General features: G+C 46.2%; 21 protein-coding genes. 10 read left to right on the plus strand and 11 right to left on the minus strand.

Annotated features, from left to right (window positions below; all coding sequences use genetic code 11):
- Nucleotides 1-160 precede the first annotated feature (160 nt).
- Entirely contained in the window at nucleotides 161-1,831 is a 1,671-nt protein-coding gene (locus EPH95_RS06510) for a glutathione ABC transporter substrate-binding protein (RefSeq protein ID WP_142088382.1), read from the plus strand.
- Between the two features lie 106 nt (nucleotides 1,832-1,937).
- Here EPH95_RS06510 and EPH95_RS06515 read toward each other — a convergent pair whose 3' ends face one another.
- A complete protein-coding gene (locus EPH95_RS06515) occupies nucleotides 1,938-2,165 on the minus strand; it encodes a DUF7667 family protein (protein ID WP_142088384.1) in 228 nt (75 codons plus the stop codon).
- A gap of 203 nt (nucleotides 2,166-2,368) precedes the next feature.
- Nucleotides 2,369-3,151, minus strand: a complete 783-nt coding sequence (gene fabI / locus EPH95_RS06520) for an enoyl-ACP reductase FabI (RefSeq protein ID WP_142088386.1) — start codon at nucleotides 3,149-3,151, stop codon at nucleotides 2,369-2,371.
- Between the two features lie 111 nt (nucleotides 3,152-3,262).
- Here fabI and prpE point away from each other — a divergent pair, with 111 nt between their 5' ends.
- Nucleotides 3,263-4,039, plus strand: a complete 777-nt coding sequence (prpE, locus tag EPH95_RS06525; RefSeq protein ID WP_142088388.1) for a bis(5'-nucleosyl)-tetraphosphatase PrpE — start codon at nucleotides 3,263-3,265, stop codon at nucleotides 4,037-4,039.
- Between the two features lie 55 nt (nucleotides 4,040-4,094).
- Nucleotides 4,095-4,529, plus strand: coding sequence for a hypothetical protein (locus EPH95_RS06530; RefSeq protein WP_142088390.1), 435 nt, complete (start codon nucleotides 4,095-4,097; stop codon nucleotides 4,527-4,529).
- A gap of 20 nt (nucleotides 4,530-4,549) precedes the next feature.
- On the opposite strand, the gene EPH95_RS06535 is transcribed toward EPH95_RS06530, so the two are convergent.
- From EPH95_RS06535 to EPH95_RS06545, 3 genes are read right to left on the minus strand one after another with little or no spacing between them, the layout of a single operon-like run.
- On the minus strand, nucleotides 4,550-5,347 hold the full coding sequence (locus EPH95_RS06535; protein WP_142088392.1) for an NAD kinase: 798 nt from the start codon (nucleotides 5,345-5,347) through the stop codon (nucleotides 4,550-4,552).
- A 16-nt stretch (nucleotides 5,348-5,363) separates the two neighbouring features.
- Nucleotides 5,364-5,999 (minus strand): GTP diphosphokinase, encoded by a 636-nt coding sequence (locus EPH95_RS06540; RefSeq protein WP_142088394.1) that lies wholly within the window; start codon nucleotides 5,997-5,999, stop codon nucleotides 5,364-5,366.
- Nucleotides 6,000-6,012: 13 nt separating this feature from the next.
- On the minus strand, nucleotides 6,013-6,384 hold the full coding sequence (locus tag EPH95_RS06545; protein WP_142088396.1) for a UPF0738 family protein: 372 nt from the start codon (nucleotides 6,382-6,384) through the stop codon (nucleotides 6,013-6,015).
- Nucleotides 6,385-6,456: 72 nt separating this feature from the next.
- Here EPH95_RS06545 and EPH95_RS06550 point away from each other — a divergent pair, with 72 nt between their 5' ends.
- The 5 genes from EPH95_RS06550 (at nucleotide 6,457) to EPH95_RS18715 (ending at nucleotide 10,232) form a co-directional block, all read left to right on the plus strand.
- Nucleotides 6,457-7,059: a CYTH domain-containing protein gene (locus EPH95_RS06550; RefSeq protein WP_142088398.1), complete on the plus strand. Its 603-nt coding sequence runs from the start codon at nucleotides 6,457-6,459 to the stop codon at nucleotides 7,057-7,059.
- Nucleotides 7,060-7,152: 93 nt separating this feature from the next.
- Nucleotides 7,153-7,833 carry a lytic transglycosylase domain-containing protein gene (locus EPH95_RS19210; protein WP_227004079.1) on the plus strand — a complete coding sequence of 227 codons (681 nt, stop codon included), beginning with the start codon at nucleotides 7,153-7,155 and terminating at the stop codon, nucleotides 7,831-7,833.
- A gap of 708 nt (nucleotides 7,834-8,541) precedes the next feature.
- Entirely contained in the window at nucleotides 8,542-8,922 is a 381-nt protein-coding gene (locus tag EPH95_RS06560) for a globin domain-containing protein (protein ID WP_142088400.1), read from the plus strand.
- 30 nt (nucleotides 8,923-8,952) lie between these two features.
- Entirely contained in the window at nucleotides 8,953-9,864 is a 912-nt protein-coding gene (locus EPH95_RS06565; RefSeq protein WP_227004125.1) for a ClpXP adapter SpxH family protein, read from the plus strand.
- Between the two features lie 197 nt (nucleotides 9,865-10,061).
- A complete protein-coding gene (locus EPH95_RS18715) occupies nucleotides 10,062-10,232 on the plus strand; it encodes a hypothetical protein (RefSeq protein ID WP_160141659.1) in 171 nt (56 codons plus the stop codon).
- Between the two features lie 30 nt (nucleotides 10,233-10,262).
- On the opposite strand, the gene pepF is transcribed toward EPH95_RS18715, so the two are convergent.
- From pepF to EPH95_RS06590, 5 genes are all read right to left on the minus strand, one after another.
- On the minus strand, nucleotides 10,263-12,092 hold the full coding sequence (gene pepF / locus EPH95_RS06570; protein ID WP_142088405.1) for an oligoendopeptidase F: 1,830 nt from the start codon (nucleotides 12,090-12,092) through the stop codon (nucleotides 10,263-10,265).
- Between the two features lie 27 nt (nucleotides 12,093-12,119).
- Nucleotides 12,120-13,328, minus strand: coding sequence for a competence protein CoiA (locus EPH95_RS06575; protein ID WP_142088407.1), 1,209 nt, complete (start codon nucleotides 13,326-13,328; stop codon nucleotides 12,120-12,122).
- A gap of 135 nt (nucleotides 13,329-13,463) precedes the next feature.
- On the minus strand, nucleotides 13,464-14,126 hold the full coding sequence (gene mecA, locus EPH95_RS06580; protein ID WP_142088409.1) for an adaptor protein MecA: 663 nt from the start codon (nucleotides 14,124-14,126) through the stop codon (nucleotides 13,464-13,466).
- Nucleotides 14,127-14,444: 318 nt separating this feature from the next.
- The gene (spxA, locus tag EPH95_RS06585; RefSeq protein ID WP_142088411.1) at nucleotides 14,445-14,840 is read right to left on the minus strand and encodes a transcriptional regulator SpxA; all 396 of its coding nucleotides are present in this window, start codon (nucleotides 14,838-14,840) and stop codon (nucleotides 14,445-14,447) included.
- Between the two features lie 302 nt (nucleotides 14,841-15,142).
- On the minus strand, nucleotides 15,143-16,354 hold the full coding sequence (locus EPH95_RS06590) for a putative glycoside hydrolase (RefSeq protein ID WP_142088413.1): 1,212 nt from the start codon (nucleotides 16,352-16,354) through the stop codon (nucleotides 15,143-15,145).
- Nucleotides 16,355-16,530: 176 nt separating this feature from the next.
- On the opposite strand from EPH95_RS06590, the gene EPH95_RS06595 reads away from it, so the two are divergent.
- Complete coding sequence (locus EPH95_RS06595) at nucleotides 16,531-17,505, plus strand: sodium:calcium antiporter (RefSeq protein ID WP_142088415.1); 975 nt, start codon at nucleotides 16,531-16,533, stop codon at nucleotides 17,503-17,505.
- 32 nt (nucleotides 17,506-17,537) lie between these two features.
- On the opposite strand, the gene EPH95_RS06600 is transcribed toward EPH95_RS06595, so the two are convergent.
- Nucleotides 17,538-18,038, minus strand: a complete 501-nt coding sequence (locus tag EPH95_RS06600; protein ID WP_142088417.1) for a peroxiredoxin family protein — start codon at nucleotides 18,036-18,038, stop codon at nucleotides 17,538-17,540.
- A gap of 47 nt (nucleotides 18,039-18,085) precedes the next feature.
- Here EPH95_RS06600 and EPH95_RS18720 point away from each other — a divergent pair, with 47 nt between their 5' ends.
- Complete coding sequence (locus EPH95_RS18720; protein WP_160141660.1) at nucleotides 18,086-18,250, plus strand: hypothetical protein; 165 nt, start codon at nucleotides 18,086-18,088, stop codon at nucleotides 18,248-18,250.
- Nucleotides 18,251-18,272 lie beyond the last annotated feature (22 nt).

Here is an 18,272-nt window from a genome sequence, read left to right on the forward strand (position 1 = left end):
CTATTCTTCTATGTCCCCCTGACACATCGCCCTTATTTGCTATATTAAACAGCCCCTTGTCAAATTCCTTCTAATTTTGCTTAAAAAAATGTGTTGAAAGTTTTTAATTCGTAGGATATAGTTAGCTTAACTTTTCATTATCACAAAGGGGGAAAATCTTGTGAAGCGTTACAAACGTACCGGGTACCTCGTAGGGGCTACGCTTGTTGCAAGCTTGCTACTCGCGGCTTGCACGGATGATTCAGATGTAGACGAAGGCACTGGTGAAGAAGCCGAAGGAGAGGGAACCGAGGAAGGCGAAGAGGATGAAGAGGAAGCTGCCGGCGAACCTCAGGAAGGCGGAGATTTCTTAATGTCGATGCCGGGTGAACCGGTTACGATGGATCCTCATGGCTCTAATGATAACCCATCAGCACAAGCACGCACTTTAATGTATGAAACACTTGTGACGCAAAATCCTGAAACACTAGAGGTTGAAACTGAAGGTTTAGCAGAATCTTTCGATCAACCCGATGATCACACTTGGGTTTTTGAGCTTCATGAAGGGGTTCATTTCCATAATGGCGAAGAGCTGACAGCTGACGATGTTGTGGCAACCTTCGAACGCGTGCTTGAAGAAGACCGCGCATCTGAAGCGGCATTTCTATTTGAAATGATTGAAGATATCGAAGCCATTGATGACTACACAGTTGAATTTACAACCGAGTACCCATTTGCTGCCCTGGATGCACACCTCGCGCACAATGCTGCCGGTATTATGAGCGAAGCTGCTATCGAAGAAGACGAAGAAGGCGACGAACTCAACCTGGAAACGGAAGCTATCGGCACAGGGCCATTTGAATTTGAAGATTGGACGCAAGGAGATTCACTGACATTTACGAAAAATGAAGACTACTGGGGCGACAATGCTTATCTTGACAGCGTAACCTTTGACATTGTCGGAGAGGACCTTACCCGCGTCAGCATGCTTGAAAATAACGAAATTCACGTTGCCGAAGACATCCAACCAACACTTATGGACCAAGTTGATGCCCTGGATAATGCGAGCGCCATGACAGAACCGAGTCTAAACATGACCTATATAGGATTTAACACCCAAGAAGAACCTATCGATGACCCCCAAGTTCGCCAAGCAATATCAATGGCGATAGATAATGAGATGCTGGTCGATGGCGTTTACGAAGGCTATGGGGAAGCGGCGAACGGCCCTATCAATGATCTCGTCTTTGGTTATAATGAAGATGTCGAGGATGCCGACGCAACAGATTTTGACCCTGAACAAGCGCAAGAATTGCTTGCAGACGCCGGTTATGAAGAAGGCGAATTAGAGATTACATTGTGGACAAACAATGAAAGCGATGTTCGTGAACAAACCACTGAACTCGTCCAAGATCAACTCGGAGACATTGGCGTTGACGTTTCCATTGAGAATGTGGAATGGGGCGCTTATTTAGACCAAACCGCTGAAGGTGAACACGAGATGTTTATCCTTGGTTGGGGAACGGTAACCGCAGACGCTGACTACACGATGTATGCATTACTCCATTCCGACAGCGTGGGAGCACCGGGCAACCGAGCCTTCTATGAAAACGACGAAGTCGACGATCTTATTATGGAAGCTCGACAGGAAACAGATGATGAAGCGCGCGAAGAGCTCTACGCCGAAATTCAGGAAATTACAGTAGAAGAAGCCCCTTACATCTACACCGTCTTTGATGAACTTCGTTTTGGGATTTCTGATTCAGTAGAAAACTTTGTATTCCATCCAAACCGTACCTTTGATCTTTCTGAAACCTATATCACCGAAGAAGCTGATGAAGGCGGATACTAAAGGAATGTTTTGGCGATAAACCACGTCAGGGAAACCGGCGTGGTTTTCACTTTCCTAATCGCTGCTTCCACACACAACCTTTGGACAATCTCAAGTGACCGAAGTGTCATTCCCCTTTCAGTTTTTCCACCTCTGAGCAGATTTCGTGTTGCCATTCATGATCTTCTGTCGCATAAGCGATATATGACATGGCGGCAAGCTTCTCTTTTTCTCTATAAAAATTTTTTAAGAACTGCTTGCTTTCCTTAAACTCTTGTTGTTCATGGTCCGTAAGCGGGCGATGATCCGCTTCGAGCACTAAACGCACAAGCCTTTCTGCTACGACGGAGTACAAATGTGATCACTCGCTTCCAACATCACAATGTTTTCAACTAACGATCAGAGAAAAATTACCTCTAATGGAAGCTGACTCCTCTTAGCTTCTCCCAGAGAATGTAAAAATATAGCTTTTTTCTTTAAATGGTTTTTGACCGTATGAGCACTGACCAAAGACTTTATCAGCCAAAAAAGGCCGCCCGCAGGCAGCCTCTTTTCCATTTACCCCAAGCCGATAATATGGTATCCCCCGTCAACATGAAGCGTTTCTCCGGTCATCCCCTTGGATAAGTCACTCATTAAAAAGAGGGCGGTGTTGCCGACTTCTTCTTGGGTGACCGTCCGCCGCAGCGGCGCTTTTTCTTCCATTTCTTTTTGCGAACTGTTAAATCCGGAAATCCCTTTCGCTGATAGTGTGCGGATCGGCCCGGCGGAAATGGCGTTCACTCGAATGCCATGTTGGCCGAGATCATTCGCGAGGTAGCGGACACTTGCATCCAAAGCCGCTTTCGCAACCCCCATCACATTATAATTTCGCACGACACGTTCGCCGCCGAGATATGTCATCGTCATGATTGACCCGTTTTCAGCCATCATGTCATTTTTTTGCACGGCATTCGCGACCGCAGTTAATGAATACGCACTAATGTCGTGTGCGAGTTGAAACCCGTCCCGCGAAGTTTCCACAAATGAACCTTCGAGATCTTCGGTTTTCGCAAAAGCGATACAATGGGCCAATCCATGAATCGAACCTACTTCGTCCTTGATTTGGCGAAAGGTTGCATCGATCTCCTCGTCGCTCATAATATCACATGGATAGACAAAGGTTTCTGTTTCCAATGTGTCCGCTAATTCACGGACATTTTTTCCTAGGCGTTCGCCTGCATATGTAAAAACAATCCTTGCTCCAGCATTAGCCAGGCTCCTGGAAATGCCCCAGGCAATGCTTCTTTTATTCGCGACACCCATTACAACATAGGTGCGTCCTTCCAAAGATAAACTCATTTTTGCCAATCTCCTTTCTGGAACATCCTTGTCCCGAGTATAGCATTTTTTTACAAAACATTCATTTCTATTTTAAGCGAATCTTTGCTATGATTCCATAAGGTGATGTGAATGACTAAAGGTTTGGATTTTATCGGTGATATTCATGGATGCCGGAATGAGTTCCATGTGCTCCTGCAAAAACTGGGCTATGAAAAGAAAAAAGGGATTTACACACATCCCGACAATCGTAAACTTGTTTTTATCGGTGACCTTACCGACCGGGGACCGGATTCTGTTAATGTTATCGAAGATGTGTCCGTCCTCGTCAACCATCAGATAGCTTATTACATCCCCGGCAATCACTGCGATAAACTTTATCGCTATTTTCTCGGGCGGCCGGTGCAAATCCGACATGGTTTGGAGACGACGGTGGCTGAGCTGCAAGCACTCTCCGAAGCCGCCTACCAACGGATACGCCGGATGTTTATGCGCTTATTTGAAGAGGCATCCCTTTACGTGTCGTTATATAATGGCGAAGCCGTAGCCGCTCATGCCGGCATTCGCAGAACAGATATCGGCAAGGCGGACAAGGCGGTCCGGTCGTTCGTCCTGTACGGGGATATCGATCGCAAAGATCAGAAAGCGGACCAACTTCCCAAACGGCGGGATTGGGTGTTAAAAGAAAAAAATGAATCACCTTGGATTGTTTATGGCCATACACCCGTAAAAACACCGAGGGTATTCCGCCGTACGATTAACATCGATACCGGCTGTGTCTTCGGCGGAGCGCTGACTGCCTTTCGCTATCCGGAAATTGCCACGGTTGATGTTCCTTCCCGGCAGCCGGAGCAGCCCGAAAAATTTCGCACCTACGAGCAAGTGGAAGCACTGAACGCTTACCGCTAAGGGATGGTGCGTGACACTTGCCAAATTTTATTTTAAAAGAGAAAGGAACACCATCATGAAACAGCTATGGATATTAAGTTTGACAAGTTTTTTTCTAATTTTAACTGCTTGTGCCCCTGAAGCCGAGATCAGCCATGTTGAAGAGGAGACAGACATTCACGTGTTTAGCGAAGAAGATGAGACAGCGATTTCTTTCAGCGCTTTGATGAGCAACCAGTCAGAACGTCCGTCGGATGAACTGGTTTTAAACTGGGAAGTCAACGATGATGAGGTGTTGGACTTGTTCAGCGAGCCTGACTTGCTGGAGGAATCCGAAAGCGATTCCTTTTCCGTTGACGGCGGGGAGCGTTTTATGGTTAGTGAAACATACCTTCTTGAAGAAGCGCCCGAAGACCCGGAAGCGCTTAGCGGCGTGATCGACGGTGTCGTCACAAACGAGGATGGCGAAGAAGTATACCGCTTCACCATGGATCAAGTAGAGGAAGCGTAAAAAGGGCGACGCATGAATCTTCAGTCGCCGATAAACGATTCCTTGACGCGCTTCCAAAACGGGAAAGGCCGAAAGCGGGCAAAACGTACATGCTCTGTTGCCACCCGGCACTGAATGGAAGCGATGTCTTGATGGACAAATGACTTATGGTCAACGGTGAGCTGTAAACCTACATCATTCAATGGTTTCAATAAACACGTGTGGTGCTCGGGCAGTATGAGGGGGGAACCAATTGTCCGGTACACCCGATTATTAATCGAAGCCATTTCAGCGATTTGCATAGAAGCAAGGGACGGGTGCAAAATTGCCCCTCCCAATGCTTTGTTATAGGCAGTGCTCCCCGAGGGGGTTGAGATGCACAACCCATCCCCTCTAAACGTCTCGAAGACCTCCCCTTTGATCTCAACATTGCACACAAGCGATCCTTCCGTTGTCTTAACGGTACATTCGTTTAACGGAAGATACCTGTCTGAATCATTTTTTTCTCCATGGTAACGAACGACAACTTCCAAAAGCGGATATTCGACGACCTGAAAAGGGGTTTTTGCAATATGGATGATTAATTTGTCCACCTCTTCCGGCTGCCAATCGGCGTAAAATCCTAAATGACCGGTGTGAACACCGACAAAGCAAGTGTCTTCCAATCGATGCTTATGCTCGTGAAAAGCTTCGAGAAGGGTCCCGTCTCCTCCGACAGAGATAACGACCTCCGGTTTTTCTTTGTTGAATGTGAGTCCATGTCCCTTCAATTCATCCCGGATATGGCCCGCGATCCCATTCGATACATCATCTCCTCGAGACGTAACATCAAAATTCATTGCTCGTTCCCCCCTTTCATCTATACCCTCTATTTTCTTCCCGGCGTTTCGTAATGATCGATTGCGCTTCCCGAACTTCATCTTGAATCTTGGACATCTCTTCATCCAAATTATAGGCGGCTTCCGCGGCACGGACAAGGCGCCGCTTCACATGTTCCGGTATCTCTCCGCTGTATTTATAATTAAGGGAGTGTTCAATTGTTGCCCAAAAGTTCATCGCCATCGTGCGAATTTGTATTTCCGCCAGGACATGTTTCGTTCCTTCGATGGTGTGCACCGGATAATCGATCACCATATGATACGAACGATACCCGCTGGATTTTTCCTCTTTTATATAATCTCTCTCGCTGATGACCGTAATATCATTTCGCGACTGCAACATGTCTACCACTGTGTCAATATCGGTCACAAATTGACAGACGATACGAAGCCCTGCAATATCCTGCATCTCTGTATGCAAATGTTCCAAAGATATACTTTTCCTTTTGGCTTTCTCCTGAATGCTCGTCATTGGTTTTACACGACCGGTGACGAATTCAATGGGTGTATGTTTGGAAGATCGTTGATATTGATCTCTCAAACTTTTAAATTTTACTTTTAACTCTTCTACCGCCTGGTGGTAAGGAGATAAAAAAATCGCCCATCCGTTCATCGTACCCACTCCCTCAATCGTCTGCCGGAACCGGGAAATGTTTTTCAACAGCGTCAACCATTTCAGGCCCGTAGTTATTGTTCCCTTGAATGATATCAAGAAACATGTCCAGCTCCTCGTGAATGTCCGCAAATTCGACACTGGATGTATCAAGGTATATGGGCGTCCGTTCCTGATGGCTTTTATTAAGATCCGGCCAAAATTCCTCCGGAATATGTACTTGGACAAACGCGCCTTCTGAATCAAAAATATAAACGAGCGCAAAATTATCCGAATCGGCCAGCAGACGGCCGGTAGGTGTCAAAAGTTGCTCCGGGTTTCGGTCCGATTCCAGATAAAGACCGTCTTCTTTATGGCGCGCAACTTTAACATATATCGCATCCATGGTATCCGGCTCCTTTTCAATCGTTGTTGTCCCATCATCTCTGTGTCATAATGCCGGCAGGAGGATGATCACATGCATCATGCATTTGACGAACTTGAAATCGAGGGCAAGCGTCTCATCAACGCGCAAGAATTTAGGAAAATACAAACGTATTTTCATTTGAGCGAAGATGATTTTCTCACCCAACACAACCACTATTTTGACACATCCGATTTTCAATTAAAAGCACAAAACGCTGCGTTACGAATTCGTTATAAAAACGGAACTTATGTCCTGACGTTGAAAGTGCGAAACGAGGATGGAGTGTTGGAAAAACACCAGCCGCTTTCCACAGTCGAATGGACCGAAGGCGCTCCGCTAACACAACTCACAAAGGGAGGCACCGTTCAAAGCTACCTGGAAAAAGACTGGGGAATCTCTTTTGACACACTGCATCCTTTGGGACGCCTATCGACTTCGCGGGCAGAGATTCCGTATGAAAAAGGCCTTTTGGCTTTGGATGAAAGCCGTTATTTCGAAGAAGTCGACTACGAACTGGAATATGAGGGACGCTCCCACGAACATGTGCAAGAAGTGCTGACACAGATCGCTTCCCGTGTGGGGCTTGATCCGCATAGCCCCGAACCGAAGCCGAAAGTACAGCGTTTTTTTACTGCCGCATTTGGACCGGCGTAAAGTTCAGGACTTTGATCTTTTTCCGGAAAAGGCTTGTTTTTAACACATGGTCTGCTATAGTCATATTATATCATTGGACCAAGGAGTATAAAAATGAACGACATGCACCGCTTGCTTTTAAATCTCCATCATATGGCGCCTGTCTCGGAAACAAAAACAAACCGCGCGGAAAAACAACCATCCACCGATTTTGCAACGCTTCTTGCTCGCGTTGAATCAGAAAAAGTGCAGGAAAACCCTTTCCCTTTTGGCTTTGCAAGTGAGCAATCGCTTTACTTAGATCCGATAAATGCACCACCGGCGAATCCTGCGTTTGAAGAAGCACTTGCCCCGCCCGAATCAACCATTCCTGATATGGAGGCGGAAAGCCCGGGAGCCCGCGCCTTGCCCGATTCGCCGTATAACGGGCTCATCGAGGCTTCCGCCAACAAACACGGGGTGGACGCCGGCTTGATTTACGCCATTATTAAACATGAATCCAGCTTCCATTCGGATGCAACCAGCCATGCCGGAGCAACGGGGCTGATGCAATTGATGCCGGAAACCGCCCGCGGCTTGGGAGTGAGCGATGCAAAGGATCCAGCTCAGAACATCGATGGAGGCACTCGCTATATTCGCGATATGCTTGACCGTTATGACGGGGATTTGGAAAAAGCCCTCGCGGCCTATAACGCCGGACCCGGCAATGTGGACAAATATGGCGGGATCCCTCCTTTCAGGGAAACGAACGCCTATGTGCCGAAGGTCATGGACACCTATCAAAGCTTGGCTTAATAGCAACAGCGTATCTTTTGCCATAGGATACGCTGTTTTTTTTTGGTTCGGAAAAATAAAAGCGCGGGGGACGGCTGAGGGTCTCATGGAAATTGGTTGAATTCCCTGCGCACACGCTTCATCCGCGCCTCTTTACAATAGTGGTTTTTTCCGTAACGGCTGCCGAGGGGGAGAGTTAGGACTTCATCAATCAGTGTTGGCGACCTAACGGCTGCCGCGAACTCGCGTTAGGGCTTTATCAACCGCTGTTGGCTACCTAATGGCTGCCGTGAACTCGCGTTAGGTCGCCATTAAGTCATTTCGCCGATCTAACGACTTCAGATGATCATTCCTTTCACCTGCCCTGCCCAAATTCCCAATATGCCACGAAATGAATTGGCTCGTTCGGACAATTTTGCGGGTTAACATACGGAAGTTGTCCGAACTAGAGGTTCTTTCGGACACTTTTACAGGGAAACCTTTGCGATGTGTCCGAACTTGGCATTACTTCGGACACTTCCGCTACGTTACACACACATGTTGTCCGAACTATGTCTGCAGCATAAAAAGGAACGCCCCCTCCCGCTTCCCGTCATGCTTTATTCCCTGCAAGCATAGGATTTGAACCTTTTTCCCTGCCTTGCTACAATTAAGTGAAACTGCTAAATTTGCTTTTACAAAATCAACAAAAAACACGAATGAACAATAAAATGAAAAAGTGGGAGAACGATGAGGTACCTAGAAGAAACATTGTATGACGCTCTCGGCGGCGAACGTGCAATCGCGACGATCGTAGAACAATTTTACGACAGAGTAAGCAAGCACCCGGAATTAATGCCAATTTTCCCGGATGATCTAACCGAAACAAGAAGAAAGCAAAAACAGTTTCTCACCCAATTTTGCGGGGGACCTGCCTTATTTACGAGAGAACACGGGCATCCACGGTTACGTGCGCGCCACCTTCCATTTCCAATCACACATGTCAAAGCGCAGGCATGGTTGGATTGCATGGGGCGAGCGCTGCAAGCGAGTGAGCTTGAAAACGAGAAAGCCGTTCAAGAATTGTATCAACGGTTAACTTTAACCGCGCACCATATGATTAACACATAGGTATAATGCGGGAAGGAGCGTATAACTTTGGTGAAAACAAATCAACAGGGCTGTAATGATAGCCTAGGCGTTTGTGGCGTTGAAACGGATGAGCAAAAGCAAACGACGAACCAGCAAAAACTGGAAATTTATATCTTTACAGATCCTCTTTGCCCAGATTGCTGGGGGTTTGAACCAGTCATTAAAAAATTCAGGCTGGAATACGGCCATTTATGTAAAATGCGCTTTATTACCGTTCCCGAAGCTGCCAGTTGGTGTGTGAACGAACAAAACCAAAAGTCGCTTGCCGACCTTTGGGAAGAAACCTCATCACGTACCGGAATGTGTTGTGACGGAGACATATGGCATGAAAACCCCCTCACGCAATCAGAAACCCCTGCCATCGCGGTAAAAGCAGCGGAAATGCAGGGGCGGCAATATGGACTGCGTTATTTGCGAAAAGTACGCGAAGCGCTCTTTCTTAACAAGGAAAATGTTTCAAAAGAAGAAATTTTATTAGACTGTGCGAAACGGGCAAACTTGGATGTCCATGAATTCCATAAAGATCTCCATTCCGATTTGGCACGCAAAGCGTTGGACGCCGACATCAACACAACACATGAAATGGGTGCCGAGGATGTACCTACCATGATTTTCTTCAACGATTGCATTGAAGATGCCGGGTTAAAAATTTCCGGATTACACGATTTTCATGTATACGTTGATATTTTGGGCAGGATGCTCGGATCACCTCCGACACCACGGCCGAAAATGGACATCGATGAATTTATGGAAACCTATGGATTGGTGGCTACCCAGGAAGTTGCCCACGTTTACGACTTATCCATGAAAGAAGCAACCTGCCGGTTAAAAGCATTACAATTACAACAAAAAATCGAGTGTGTCCCCGCGAAAAAAGGTTCCTTTTGGAAAGCAGATCCCCACAGGGCATTGCAGAATTGATTCCGCTCATCTGTCCCGTTCGGCTTGAACGGGACAGATTTTTTTCAGCCATCAAGTGCTGCTTCTCCTCGTTTTACGGCGACCGATCACCACGATATTTCGTCCCTGCCTCCGCTTTCTCTTCACTTCTTTTTTGTGATGAAACCAGAGGCGTTCATCATATAATTAGGACAGACACAGCAAAGGGGGGATCGACGATGCAAAACGTGCTCATAAGTATCCTTACTGTTCTCATTGGATATATTTTATTTCTCGTATCGGTTCTGCGCTTATTTCCTATGGTTATCGCTGTACCATTATTTTTAGTCTCCATTATCATCAGCGTCCATTTCCTCAATGAACGCGGGAGGTTTAAAGGCTTTTCGTAAAAAAACCCTCATACGAGGGTTCTTCTGCGGCTATTTTGTCGCCATCAAATCATCAGCAATTTCTTCCGCTTGTTCCAATAGCCTTTCAAATTCGTTCATGGCCGCTTGGATAGGCGCCGGATCGGTCATATCAACCCCCGCCCTCTTCAACAGTTCAATTGGATAGTCTGAACTTCCGGACTTCAGAAAGGATAAATACTGTTCCACAGCCGGCTCTCCTTCTTCCAATATTTTGCTGCTTAATGCAACGGCGGCGCTATACCCGGTCGCATACTGATAAACGTAGAAATTCATATAAAAATGGGGGATTCGTGACCATTCGTAGGCGATTTCATCATCATAAATGATTTCGTCTCCGAAATATTTATGGTTCAAATCAAGATACGAAGCTTTAAGAGCTTCCGGCGTTAACACCTCCCCTTCTGCCGCTTTTTGATGAATCATTTGCTCGAATTCCGCAAACATCGTCTGCCGGAAAACCGTTCCTTTAAACCCTTCCAATTGTTGATTGAGCAAATAGAGTTTATCGGCTTTGCTTTCGGTTTTTTGTCTTAACGAGTGGGAAAGCAGGAGTTCATTGACGGTGGAGGCCACTTCCGCGACGAAGATCGTATAATCGCCGTATGGATACGGTTGGTGTTTATGAGTGAAGTAGCTGTGCATGGAATGGCCAAGTTCATGGGCAAGGGTATACATTTCATCAATACTGTCTTGCCAATTCATTAAAATGTACGGCTGGGTCAAATAAGCGCCGGAAGAATAGGCACCGCTCGCCTTCCCTTTATTTTCATGAACGTCCACCCATCCATTTTTTTCTAATCCATCCGTCATGGCCGTCGTATAATCATTGCCCAACGGCTTTAAGGCTTGGGTAATTTCTCCCTTCGCCTCTTCGTATCCGTAATCAAAAGCTTCACTCTCCACTAAAGGAACGTATAAATCATAAAAATGGAGCTCTTCTAATTGAAGCAGCTTTTTTCGCAACCGCAAGTACCGTTGAAAAAGATGAAGGTTATCATTGACGACCGTCACAAGCTGGTCATAGACTTTTTCGGGGATATCATTGGTATGCATGGCTTGCGCGCGGGCCGAAGCATAATTTCGCGTTTCGGCATAAAATTGATTACGCTTCACCTGGCCGCTCAACAAGCTGGCCAATGTGTTCTCATGGCCCCGGTACGAACGATACAAAGACGCAAATGCATCTTGTCGCACTTTACGATTTTTATTTTGCAACAGTTGAATAAAACGGCCGTTGCTCACGGCGGTTTCATTGCCATTTTCATCTTCGATCGAATCAAAGGTCATATCGGCATCCGACAACATCGAAAAGGCCTGACCTGCTTGATCTGTCACCTCGGAAGCCTTTGCGAGCAGTCCCTCTTCTTTTTCCGATAATACGTGGGGCCTGCTTTCGTTCAACAAAGCCAGTTCATGCGCGTACAATTGCAACGGTTCATACTCATTTGTCCAACGTTTAAGCGTGTCTTCCGATACAGACAGAATTTCCGGTTCATAGAACGCGATCGATGCGCTGAAACGAGTGATCAAAGAACGGGCGCGGTCAAACAATCCTTGATAAAAACTGTTGGACGTATCTTCATCGTTTTTCAGGTGGGCATATACGACAACTTTTTCTAGCTCCATGCCGGATTCATCCCGTTGTTTTAAGCCTTCATACAACGATTCCGCCGAAGTCGTGAGCTTTCCTTGAAACGATTGAAGATTTGGCAATTGATTTTCCACGTTTTTAAATGCTCGTTCCCATGCCTTTGCATCCGCAAAGATTGCCTCCACATCCCATTTGCGTTCATCGGGAATATCGGAGCGTTCAGGAACCTTTGTGCTGCTGGTTGTCATGGCGATCCCTCCTCTTCTTCCCTTCTATCATAAGGGAAGAAAGCCACTCGGGGCAATGGCATTGTTCACGGCGCAAAGCCTGGTTGCATAGTGCTGATCCATCTTAAATCCTGCATCAGCCGATTGGGGCACGTTTGGCGTTTGCATGAGTGTAAATGTATCATCCGCGTGAATCTTTAATACTTGAAGGCGCACTAAAAGCCGAAGATATGCATTGATTAAGATCTGCACGCGCGTAACAGGCAACTGTAAGTGTGTGGAAAGCCATTGTTTCTCTGTTTCCAAGGTTTGTAACGAGATGAAGGATTGCCGCTTAAACTGGGAAATAATTTTTAAAAGAAGCCAAGATTGCCAAAGCACCGGTGCTTCACTTACCCATGTTTGTTCCGGTAGAAACCAGCCGGCTTCGGCAGGATGTAAATGGATGGGGATTTTATCGCGAAGCAACTGCGCTTGAACGATCATTGAAAACGGGGTCGAAGACGGCCGTTTCCCGTAACGATTCTCTTTTTTATAGGCAAGAAGGGCGTTCCGTTGCGTACTACCCTGTACGGTAGCGGGCGTACGTACACGTTCCAGTTCAGCCTGCGGCAGCCGGTGAGCAACAAAACGGGCATGGGCTTTTCTCGGGGAAAGATAACCATTGATATGGGCGGTCCAGAGGATGGACGGCGCCTGGAAAAAAAAGAGAGCGGGCATCCTTTGCAAATCGGTGTCCGGGGCTTCTGATAAGCGACCAAGATACGCAGCTTCCCATTGCCATTCTTTGAGATAGACAATGTTTCCTTTTCTGCGCAAATGTTCAAACGGCATCACCCAAAGAACTTGAACGCCAATGGAATGAAACAATGCCGTACGCCTCCGGATGTGTTCGCGGGCAATGGGCGAACATTGGTATTCAAGGGCAATTCTTTCGTTCTCGTTTTTAACGAGAAGGTCGGCACGTTGATTGCTTTTAGGCAAAAAAACTTCCACGTGCACATCAGTCCCCTGGGCTTTCAACCACTGAAAAAGCAATGCTTTCCCTTCCAGATGGCGTTCGGATTCAGGATTGGACGATGGACACGCGGTGTTTGGACGATGGGCAAAATGAGCCCTGCGTTTCTTCCCTGTTTTCAACTGCAGGCATTCTTTGCAAAACGGACAGTACCACGTGGCGTTCGTCTCCATACATTCGCGATCCGCGTCATTTAATAACGAAACCGTCCGCCCGGAGCTTGAGGTGGCAGTAAACATTGGGGATCATCCTTTCATGGGGGATTGTTGCGAGGGGGTCATGCTTCTTACTATATTCACCGCGCGTGCTTCTTTCTCCTTCTTTTAAATAAAAAAACGCTGTCCCACAAATTTGGGTCAGCGCTCGTACCGTTTTTACGAGAAATAGCTATCCAATACGTCCACTCCATTTTCCGGCACGACCGTATTGCCGTATTCACGGATGCGATGGATGGAAACATCCGATTCATCGCCATATTCCAGCACTCTGCTCAAAATGTTATCTTGTTCATCTTCATCATAATAATCATCAAAGACGATATGAAGGTAATAAACGTTTTCCATTGCGTAAATTTCGTTTTGCACATAGTCCAATTTAACGGCTTTGCTTAAGGAAAGCAGATCTTCCAAATCTCCGAAAGCAATGACGATGCTAAGCGGATCGTCTGCGTTTGCATGCTCTCTGCCTTTATGCTTTGAACGCAGCTGCTCATCGAGCATATCGACAATATTGTCGTCTACGTCATTATCGTCTTTATCCTTGCCTACCGGGATTTCCAGTTTTACATTTCCATCACTCATCTGCCCGCGGGTAACGACGATCTCCAGTCCGTTGTTAAAGGCCTGGACTTGAATCCATAAAGGTCCTTCAATTTCAAAGTTCTCATGGTCATACGCTTCGTTTATCATTTCAAAAAAGAACTCTTCTCCACGTTCTCGATTATACCAAATTTCATCGCTGTCAAAACCTCTGTCCTCGATATCCGCATACGTCACATAGAACTTAACGGTCGTATCATTAATTCTTTCGATTTCCACGATTTCTCCCTCCTCGGGTCAAAGTGGACCAACACCATATTCTTTATCCAATCGTCCGTTCAGCGTTTGTGTCTTTTTCCTGCAACATTCTAATTGTTGTTAACGTAAGTGTACCATTTTATACGGGGGTAATGCTATCCTTTCGCATCTTCAACTTTCCATTTTCTCCTCCAAAGCCGCCCGAAAGGCGTTGGAAACGGGTCTTTATTTACTGTATAAAATTATGGGTGTGCTTATGCGCATTCTTTTCCTCCTGCAAATGCCGCCATTAACAAAAAACTTCTATCTGTAATGGATAGAAGTTTGATTGTCGTTGCATTAATTCACGAGCTTTTGCGCTTCTTGCAAAAAGTACGTCCGTATTTTCCGAGGTAAAAATCGGCGGATTTCAGCTTCATTATAGCCGACTTGGAGCCGCTTATCATCATAGATGATCGGTCTTCTCAATAAACCGGGATGTTCACTGATAAGCTCAAACAGCCGATGCAGGGATATTGTGTCTACATCAATGTCCAATTCCTGAAAAATTTTTGAGCGTTTGGAGACAATTTCATCTGTGCCGTCCTCCGTCATACGGATGACATCTTTTACCTCTTCCACGGAAAGCGGCTCTGCGAATACGTTTCTTTCCTGAAAAGGGATATCATGTTCTTCCAACCACCCTTTTGCTTTTCGACAAGAAGTACAACTCGGTGAAGTCAATAACGTCACCATCTGACCCTCTCCTTTCAAACCAATTGACGTTCAGCTACCCCAAACTTATGATTTATGAGTTCGCCCATTATAGAGGTAAACTACAATATTGAAAATAGCGTCGAAATCCCTCGTTCATTTATCTAAAAGATATAAGTTGCATCTGTATCATACACATTAATAATTATACAATAATGGTTCTAATCTAGCAAGTGCCCATTTGATTTTACGCAAGATTATTCAAATCGGCATCGTCACCCATGTACCCGAGATTTTTTTCGACTAAACGTTATTTTTTTAAAAAAGGTAGTTTCTCATTTACATCAAGGGTCAGTGATGTTTTCACCCTCGTTCGTGTCGTGGTTCACTCCTTCTGTATAAGTATTCCCTGCGTTCCAAAGCAGATACTCATGAATGTCGTTTTCATCCAAGGCTTCAATCTGTGCTTCCACTTCTTTTCTCCCATAACGAATATAATTCCCCGGTCCCAGCCATGAAGCGGTAAAGTCTTGAATCCACGGCCTCGTAACCGGAGGATTGTCAAGCGTTGACAATAACTGAGTTTCCTCTTTCGAGTAGGCATCGATTAATTCATAAGGCGCCGCATCCGGCACATCAATGCCGAAATGAGACGTCCAATGGCTGGGATAGATCATCGATGAGATGACATCGACGTTTTCTGCGATCTTGGAAAAATTTTGCCCGATCCCCGGCGCTTCTTCGATCGTGGCCGCATATCCGAAAATGTCGACGGAAACATTCACATCATAATCGGACAATGCTCCCTTTGCATAAGCAACAAAATCCGACACCGCATCTACTCTCGCCTGCACCCGGTCTTTTTTGCCACCATAAGATCCGAGACTGTAATCCAACGCTTCATCCCTCGTTTCAAACCCTTCCGGAAATCGCACATAATCAAATTGTATGTCTTGGAAACCAAGCTCAGCCGCCTTTTTGGCAACCTCTATATTGTAGTCCCATACTTCTTTTTCAAACGGATTGACAAACGATTCCCCTTGATTGTTTGCCCACACAGAACCGTTGCTTTGAAAAGATAAATCAGGCCGTTGTTTTGCAAGAAATGTATCCTTAAAAACAACAACGCGGGCAATCGGATAAATGCTGCGTTCTTTCAATGTCTCCATTAAAGCATCCGGGTCTTTAATCAGCCCGTGAGAAAAGGGGGCATTATGATCGAAACGTTCATTTTCCATTTGATACGTCACATATCCTTGGTCGTCTTTTACATCAATCACCATGGCATTTAACTCCGTCTCTTCCACGAAATCGAGCAGCCTTTCCATCCGCTTTCCCCCTGCGGAGTGTCCGCTTACATAAATCCCCCTTACGGCGTCCGGATATGCAACTGCATCATGATCTTCGATGAAGCGCGGGATTTGTTCCGGGAGTTCTTTTTTCGTCTCTCCGGGGACTTTCAACGTATCGGTTTCAGCGGTTTCTGCATCGTAGTTGCCGATAAGAAACAGAACCACACTTAACGTCAACGCCAAGGCGTTTTTCCATCTTCCCATGCCACGATCCTCCCTTTCTTGCATCATCCGGACACACTTCAGCATTCACGTTCTTTCCACAGATTATTTAGCATTTGGTAAAATCCATCACTTAACGAGGATAGAACCAGCATTTTATTGTAAAACTAGACCCATACAAACGAAGCACTAATCGGGAAAAAATAAAGGAGCTCCCCATGGTCTATCTAATTTTTCTCGTCGCGGTAGTGGTAACGGTCATTTCCGCGACGAAACTATCTACATATGCAGATGCTATCAGCCGCTTGTCAGGCCTCGGCGCCCTGCTTATCGGCACGTTTCTCTTAGCCGTCGCCACCGCTTTGCCGGAAGTGACGACTACCGTCAGTGCGATCTATTTGGATAATCCGGATTTGGCTGTCGGCAACATTTTCGGCAGCAACCATTTCAACTTATTAATCCTTGCCGTTTTCGACCTCATTTTCCGAAAACGAAAAATGCTGGCCCACATCCACCGACAACAACGGTACACGGCGTTGTTCGGGGTGTTCATGACCCTAATCATGGCCATTGCTATATTCGCAACCGTTGAAATCCCATTTCTTGGCATAGGAATTGAGGCTATCTTCATCATTGCGCTTTATTTATTAAGCTTGTGGATCATTCAACGCACCGCTGGGGAAGAGGAAGAAGATGATGCCTCGGAAAATGACTCGCGGGAAAAAGAAAAATATTCCATGAAACATGCGGTTATCGGGTTTATCATCACAGCAATTATTATTTTTATTTCCGGTACCGCTCTCACGTTTTCCGGGGATGAAATCGCCGTTATCACCGGGCTTGGTTCCAGTTTCGTCGGCAGTTTTTTGATCGCGGTCTCGACGTCCCTGCCAGAGGTGGTAACGGTTTGGACGGCTTTGAAGTTAAACAACGAGAACTTGGCGGCGGCATCCATTTTTGGGAGCAACTTATTCAACATGGTTATTTTGGTTGTCTGCGACCTGCTCTACGCAGGTTCCTTATTGCAAGCCGCATCAATGAGCCACACCGTCACGGTTATTCTGTTGCTTATGAACAGCGCCCTTGTCTCTTATGCTGTTTTTTTCGACCAACGCCGCCGTTTTTACACGTGGCCTTCGCTGCTCATGGTTTTGTTTTACGTACTGACGATGGTCTGGTTGTTCCTTGTTTAAAAAAACGTCCTAACGCAAAGCGATGGGGCGTTTCACTCGAAAGCCTGTAATACCTGCTCTCTATTTAACGGTCCATAAAATGGTTTGATGATCTGCTGCTGTTCGTCGATGGCGTAGGTAGTCGGGATTCCCTGGACGCCGTAGCTTTTCGCAATACGGCCGTCGCGGTCGACCACGACCGGCATTTGCAACCCTTTGGCGAACGCTTCAATATCGGTTTCTTTTCGCTCTGAAGCAGCCATGTTGACGGCCAGCACTTCAATCCCCTTCTCTTGCAAAGCCTCATAGTTGTCCGAAAGCATGGGCAGTTCTTGCTGGCAAACTTCACACCAGGTGGTAAAAAAGATGAGCAACATGTTTGTCCCTTCATAATCTTGGAGTGTAACAGGGTTCCCATCCACGTCTTCCCCATCAAAGGGGACGGCTTGCATCACCGGGACTGCATCTTCCCGTTCTTCCGCGTTTGCTTCCTCGAAAACACTTACCATAAGCCCGGCAACCAATAGAAACATGGCAATCATACATTTTCGCAAACGGTTCCCTCCAATTTTTGTTATAATCGTACGGTAGGGTGATGAACATGGCCATAAGATCGATCACGATCTTCCTTGCCGTTGCATTGGCGGGATTGATTCTTTTTGAAAACCAGAATGGCACCGATACGGGGGTTTTTCCGTATCTGATTCTTGCTTTCCTCCTGCCGCTTTTCGTCTATGATATTTGGCGCCGCCGAAAAGCGTCGTAACATTTACTCTTTTTTTAGGATG

Source organism: Salicibibacter halophilus, from assembly GCF_006740705.1.
GTDB lineage: Bacteria > Bacillota > Bacilli > Bacillales > Marinococcaceae > Salicibibacter > Salicibibacter halophilus.

Bases quoted from the DNA above. Each gene is read 5' to 3' on its own strand.
- spxA (WP_142088411.1), bottom strand. From the start codon at position 14,840: ATGGTGACGTTATTGACTTCACCGAGTTGTACTTCTTGTCGAAAAGCA.
- EPH95_RS18720 (WP_160141660.1), top strand. From the start codon at position 18,086: ATGGCCATAAGATCGATCACGATCTTCCTTGCCGTTGCATTGGCGGGA.
- EPH95_RS06575 (WP_142088407.1), bottom strand. From the start codon at position 13,328: ATGTTTACTGCCACCTCAAGCTCCGGGCGGACGGTTTCGTTATTAAAT.
- prpE (WP_142088388.1), top strand. From the start codon at position 3,263: ATGACTAAAGGTTTGGATTTTATCGGTGATATTCATGGATGCCGGAAT.
- pepF (WP_142088405.1), bottom strand. From the start codon at position 12,092: ATGACAACCAGCAGCACAAAGGTTCCTGAACGCTCCGATATTCCCGAT.
- EPH95_RS06540 (WP_142088394.1), bottom strand. From the start codon at position 5,999: ATGAACGGATGGGCGATTTTTTTATCTCCTTACCACCAGGCGGTAGAA.
- EPH95_RS18715 (WP_160141659.1), top strand. From the start codon at position 10,062: ATGCAAAACGTGCTCATAAGTATCCTTACTGTTCTCATTGGATATATT.
- fabI (WP_142088386.1), bottom strand. From the start codon at position 3,151: ATGAGTTTATCTTTGGAAGGACGCACCTATGTTGTAATGGGTGTCGCG.
- EPH95_RS19210 (WP_227004079.1), top strand. From the start codon at position 7,153: ATGAACGACATGCACCGCTTGCTTTTAAATCTCCATCATATGGCGCCT.
- EPH95_RS06530 (WP_142088390.1), top strand. From the start codon at position 4,095: ATGAAACAGCTATGGATATTAAGTTTGACAAGTTTTTTTCTAATTTTA.
- EPH95_RS06535 (WP_142088392.1), bottom strand. From the start codon at position 5,347: ATGAATTTTGATGTTACGTCTCGAGGAGATGATGTATCGAATGGGATC.
- EPH95_RS06590 (WP_142088413.1), bottom strand. From the start codon at position 16,354: ATGGGAAGATGGAAAAACGCCTTGGCGTTGACGTTAAGTGTGGTTCTG.
- EPH95_RS06595 (WP_142088415.1), top strand. From the start codon at position 16,531: ATGGTCTATCTAATTTTTCTCGTCGCGGTAGTGGTAACGGTCATTTCC.
- EPH95_RS06550 (WP_142088398.1), top strand. From the start codon at position 6,457: ATGCATCATGCATTTGACGAACTTGAAATCGAGGGCAAGCGTCTCATC.
- EPH95_RS06545 (WP_142088396.1), bottom strand. From the start codon at position 6,384: ATGGATGCGATATATGTTAAAGTTGCGCGCCATAAAGAAGACGGTCTT.
- EPH95_RS06560 (WP_142088400.1), top strand. From the start codon at position 8,542: ATGAGGTACCTAGAAGAAACATTGTATGACGCTCTCGGCGGCGAACGT.